We start from the raw sequence: 4790 nt of genomic DNA on the forward strand, positions 1-4790 counted from the left end.
GTCGCGCGCGACACGAGCGCGCCGCCCTAGGCCGAACCCATGGCCTATGTGGACAAGGTGATGGCGCTGTACGCGCGCTACCGCGAGGCGATGGGCATCCGTACCGAGGTGCCGGCGCGCTAGGCCAGTGGCGCTGTACGCACGGTGTAGCGCCGAGCCCATGCTCGGCTGCAATTGGCGCAGCCGAGCATGGGCTCGGCGCTACACAAAAGCTCCTCAGCGCGAGGTGGAGGTGCTGACCAGTTCGTAGCGTTCGATGCGGCCCAGGCGGGCAACCTCGGCCTGCACGTCGGCGCGTTGCTTCAGCGCACGCCAGGCCGCATCGATCTTCACGTCACCGGGCAGCGACGGATAGGTGCGCATGTCCTGCAGGGAGGCCAGTGTCTCGCCGCGCTCGACGGGTGAGCGCAGCTGTTCGATCAGCACGGCAGCGGCGCCGTCGAGATTGCCCTCGTCCAGCAGCATCTCGCGCTGGAACAGGCGCGCGTCATCGCCCTGGGCCAGGATCGCTGCACGTGCGGCCTGTTCGGCCTTCGCATCGCCACGTTCACGGGCGGCAACGAACTGCAGCAGTGCCTGGGCCGCCTTGCCGTAACCGGCCAGGCCCGGCATGTCATTCACCGCAATGGCGGCATCCTGCATGCGGCCCAGCGAACTGAACACGAAGCCGACGTTGAACTGGTGCTCGGCACCATCCGGGCCCAGTGCGCCGATGCGTGCGGCCAGTTTGGCTGCCGCCAGCGCATCATCGGTACGGCCCAGCCGGCGCAGCGCCGTAAGCCGGCTGTTGAGCAGCCACGCCACCCATTCGGCTTCCGCCGCCGAGGGCGACTCGCCCTCGGCCGCCGCACTGGCCATGCCATCGGTCAGTGCCAGCACTTCCTCGTTGCGGTCCAGCATCAGCAGCGTGCTGCTGAACTCGGCCATGCGTGCATCCAGCGCCCGGTCGAGCAGGCCGGAAACCCGCAGTTCGTCGAGGTGCTTCTGTGCAGCCTGCACCGGATCGAAGCGGGCATCGGCGCGGTCGACATAGCGGTCAAACCGTTTGTCACTGCGCAGGCGGATGATTTCGGCGGGACCGGTGATGCGCGCCAGCGTGGCGGGAATATCGTCGCCACGGCCGTTGTCGGCCTGCAGCGTGGCCAGTGCCAGCCACAGTCCGGTGGGTTCCAGGCCGCCGCTCTTCCAGCCGTTGTCGAACAGCGCCTGCAGCAGTTCCATGCGCTGCTGCGGCTGGTCCCGCAGGCGGAACTGCAGGTAGTTGATCGCGTGGCGGTCCACCGGCAACGGCGCGTCGGCATGCTTCAGTGCCTGCACCAGGTGCTTCGTGGCGGGCGCTGGTTGGTTCTCGGACAGTTCCACCGAGACCAGGGTCAGCAGGATCTGCGCATCGTCCGGCAGTGCTTCCTGAGCGCGCTGCAGGTAGCGGCGGGCCTGGTCGGGCTTCTTCTGCACCATCGCGGTCCAGCCGGCCACCTGCGCGGCGCGGCCGCGATGTTCGGCATCGAAGTCATCCAGCATCGGATCTTCCATCAGCCGTTCCATCGCGATCAGCGCGCCCAGCGTGTTGCCACTGCGCGACTGCTGGATGGCCTCATCCCATCGCGTGGCATAGGCCTGATGCATTGCATCGGCGGTGACGGACGGCTTCTGTGGCACCAACGTGATCGAGGCGGTGGCGGATGAACTGGCCAATGCGGCAATCAGCAGGGCGGCGAGGGGGAGGATGCGGGGCATGGAGGATCTCCATCCGTGGGAACCGCATTGAACCCGCTGCAGCCAGCGAGAACAAGCGCGATGGATGGGACTCTGGCGTTTGGCCGTACGATTGGCCATGGCGGATCGTGCGTTCAGCGTCTATTGTCGGTGCCTCTTCAGGCAGCAGGCAGGCAGCGCAGCACGATGGCACGGTGGCAATGGATGGCGGCAGGCGTAGCGTTGGCGACGGTAGTGGCATTGGCTGCGACCTGGTGGGAGACACCGCTGCATACGCTGGCTGAACCGGTGGGTCCGGTTCCAACGCCGCTGGCGTGGACCGCGCAGATCGAACCGCTGGCCGGCGATGGCCACCCGGGTAACCGCGACGGCGCCGCCGCGCAGGCACGTTTCGCCGATCCGTACGCGTTGCTGCGCAGTGCCGATGGCAGCGTCTATTTCACCGATGCCGGCGACAACAACCGGATCCGTCGCCGCCTTCCCGATGGCCGTGTTGAAACGGTGGCCGGGCAGGGCGAGGGGCGCGTTGACGGCCCGGCACTGCAGGCCAGTTTCAATACGCCCTCGGGCATTGCCGCCGACGCGCAGGGCAACCTGTATGTGGCCGACACCGGCAACCATGCGATCCGCCGGATCGGCACCGATGGGCAGGTGACCACGCTGGCGGGTGGTGAACAGGGCTATGCCGATGGGCCGGCCGCGCAGGCGCGCTTTGATGCGCCGATGGGCATCGCGGTGGACGCGCAGGGCCAGGTCTACGTGGCCGATACCTACAACGACCGCATCCGGGTGATCGGTACTGATGGCAACGTGCGCACCCTTGCCGGCGGTGAGCGCCCGGGAATGGCCGATGGCGTGGGCGCTGCGGCGCGCTTCGATACGCCGGTGGCACTGGCCTTCGATGCGCAGGGCGCGCTGCTGGTGGCCGATCTGTTCAACAACGCGGTACGCCGCATGGGCGCTGATGGCACGGTCAGCACCGTGGTCGCCGCCGGTGGCGTGATCAATGGGCCGCTGTCGCTGGCCACCACTCACGACGGCGTGCTGTACGTGGGTGATCTTGATGGCCGCATCGTGCAGGTGACGCCCCAGGGCCACCAGATCGCGCTGGTCGGCAACGGTCGACTGCCACGCCTGGCCCGCCCCAGCGGATTGGCGATGGATGCCGATGGCAGCGTGCTGGTGGCCGACGCCGCCAGCTACCGTCTGCATCGCCTGCGCCCACTGCCGGTAGGCGACCTGCCCGCGCCGGCACTGGTCGGCCCGGCCGCCGATGCCGCCCTGCCCGATACCGGCGGGCGCTGGCCGTTGGCGCCGCAGGATGGCTGGCACGAAGTAGTCGGCACACTGGGTGAAGTGCGCGGCAACTTCAAGGGCGAGAGTCGCCATCACCTGCACGGTGGCTTCGACGTGCGCGGTGATGTGGGCCAGACCGTGCTGGCGATCGCCGATGGCAAGATCAGCAGCCCGATGGCCGCCTGGAGCCTGGGCGAGCAGGCCGAGGGCCTGGCCGTGGATCGCCTCAAGTACATCCACATGCGGGTGGGCCGCACCCCACGCAATGAACCGTTCGATGCGCGCTGGCAGGCGCTGTACGACGAGCAGGGCAAGCTGGAGCGGATGCGCGTGCGGCGCGGCATGCGCATCCACGTCGGCGATCGCCTGGGCAGCATCAACAACCAGGCGCATGTGCACCTGGCCGTGGGTACTGGTGGCTTCGAGACCAATGCCGTGGCGCTGGGCTTCCAGAACTACGCCGATCACTTCGCACCGCGCGTCACCGATGTGGCGCTGCTGGACGACACCGACCAGCCCATGGCCGCCGGCAGCGACGGCGTGGTGATGGTGGCGCGGCAGGGGCGTGGCGTGCAGATCGTGATCGAGGCCTGGGACCAAGTCGACAACAACCTGCCACGCCGTCGCCTGGGCATGTACCAGGTGGGCTACCAGATCCTCGATGCGGCTGGGCAGCCGCTGCAGGGTTACGAGCAGCCGCGCTGGAACATCGTGTTCAACCGCATGCCGCCGCAGAAGGAAGCGGTGCGCGTGGCCTACGCCCCCGACAGTGGGATCACCGTGCATGGCAGCGCGGTGACCCGTTTCCGTTATCTGGCCACCAACACCGTGCGTGACGGCCTGATGGAAACCGGGCGTTGGCAGCCGTCGGCGCTGCCGCCGGGTGAGTACATCGTGCGCGCCAGTGTGCGCGACTACAGCGGCAACGACGGCATCGGCCCGCGCGAGATCAGGGTACGGCTGCTGCCATAGCGGCAGCCGGGGCGCCGCAGCGTTCGCGCTCGGCGTCCATGTCTTCCAGCGGCCGCACTTCGATGCTGCCGAAGCGTGCCCAAGGGAAGTCGCGGGCGATGCGCATGGCTTCGTCGCGGTCGCGGGCGACGATCAGGTTGAAGCCGGCCAGCAGTTCGCGGGTTTCGGCGAACGGGCCATCCAGTACGCGGCTGTGGCCGTCACGCACGCGCAGCGTCTGCGCGGTGTCGACCGGCTGCAGCTTCTGCGCGGCCAGCAGCGTGCCCTCGGCCTGCAGCTTGTCGGCATGGGCCAGGCAGTCGCGCATCAGCGCGTTGAATTCTTCGATGGGCAGGGCCTGCAGCAGGGCAGGCTCGATGTAGATCAGAAGCAGGTACTGCTGCATGGCACGGTCCTGGCGGGGGCGGGTGCCCATGATGGCGCAGGTCTGCGCGTGGGCATGTTGCAGCGCGGGAGGCGCGCCTTCGGCGAGGGTCGGCGAACGGCGGAGCCCCTCCGTGGTGGGGTTGGGTTGGTCGCTGAAAGCTGGGTTCATGGGCTTTGCCGGGTGGATAGGCGGGTCGGGGGACGCCGTAAACCCGTCCTTGGGGGCTTGGCCGCGGCATCCATGCCGCGGACACTCCCGCAACCGGACCCACCCCGCCTTCGACAGATTCTTGCGAGCTGTTGGACATGCCGACGGGGTCAGATCCGTTTTCCGAAGGAAAACGGATCTGACCCCAGTTTGAATTTCGATATCTGACAGAGATTCATCCACGCATGGCGTGGATCTACTGGCCACCGGTCAACTGTCGAAGGCGGGGCAC

At 68.0% G+C, this 4790-nt stretch carries 3 protein-coding genes and 1 pseudogene; 2 read left to right on the plus strand and 2 right to left on the minus strand.

Features of this window, described 5'->3' with window-relative positions:
* Nucleotides 1-30: 30 nt before the first annotated feature.
* Nucleotides 31-123 (plus strand): annotated as a pseudogene (locus ARC63_RS23110) (lytic transglycosylase domain-containing protein); the annotation flags it as partial.
* A 93-nt stretch (nucleotides 124-216) separates the two neighbouring features.
* Here ARC63_RS23110 and ARC63_RS03470 read toward each other — a convergent pair.
* Nucleotides 217-1737 (minus strand): tetratricopeptide repeat protein, encoded by a 1521-nt coding sequence (locus ARC63_RS03470; protein WP_057502519.1) that lies wholly within the window; start codon nucleotides 1735-1737, stop codon nucleotides 217-219.
* 165 nt (nucleotides 1738-1902) lie between these two features.
* Between ARC63_RS03470 and ARC63_RS03475 the strand changes: the two genes are divergently transcribed.
* Complete coding sequence (locus ARC63_RS03475; protein ID WP_057502520.1) at nucleotides 1903-3984, plus strand: NHL repeat-containing protein; 2082 nt, start codon at nucleotides 1903-1905, stop codon at nucleotides 3982-3984.
* Here ARC63_RS03475 and ARC63_RS03480 read toward each other — a convergent pair.
* A complete protein-coding gene (locus ARC63_RS03480; protein ID WP_010484148.1) occupies nucleotides 3962-4369 on the minus strand; it encodes a YciI family protein in 408 nt (135 codons plus the stop codon). The two genes, ARC63_RS03475 and ARC63_RS03480, sit on opposite strands and share 23 nt — an antisense overlap.
* Nucleotides 4370-4790: the final 421 nt, after the last annotated feature.

The organism is Stenotrophomonas geniculata ATCC 19374 = JCM 13324, assembly GCF_001431625.1.
In the GTDB taxonomy this organism is placed as follows: Bacteria; Pseudomonadota; Gammaproteobacteria; order Xanthomonadales; family Xanthomonadaceae; genus Stenotrophomonas; species Stenotrophomonas geniculata.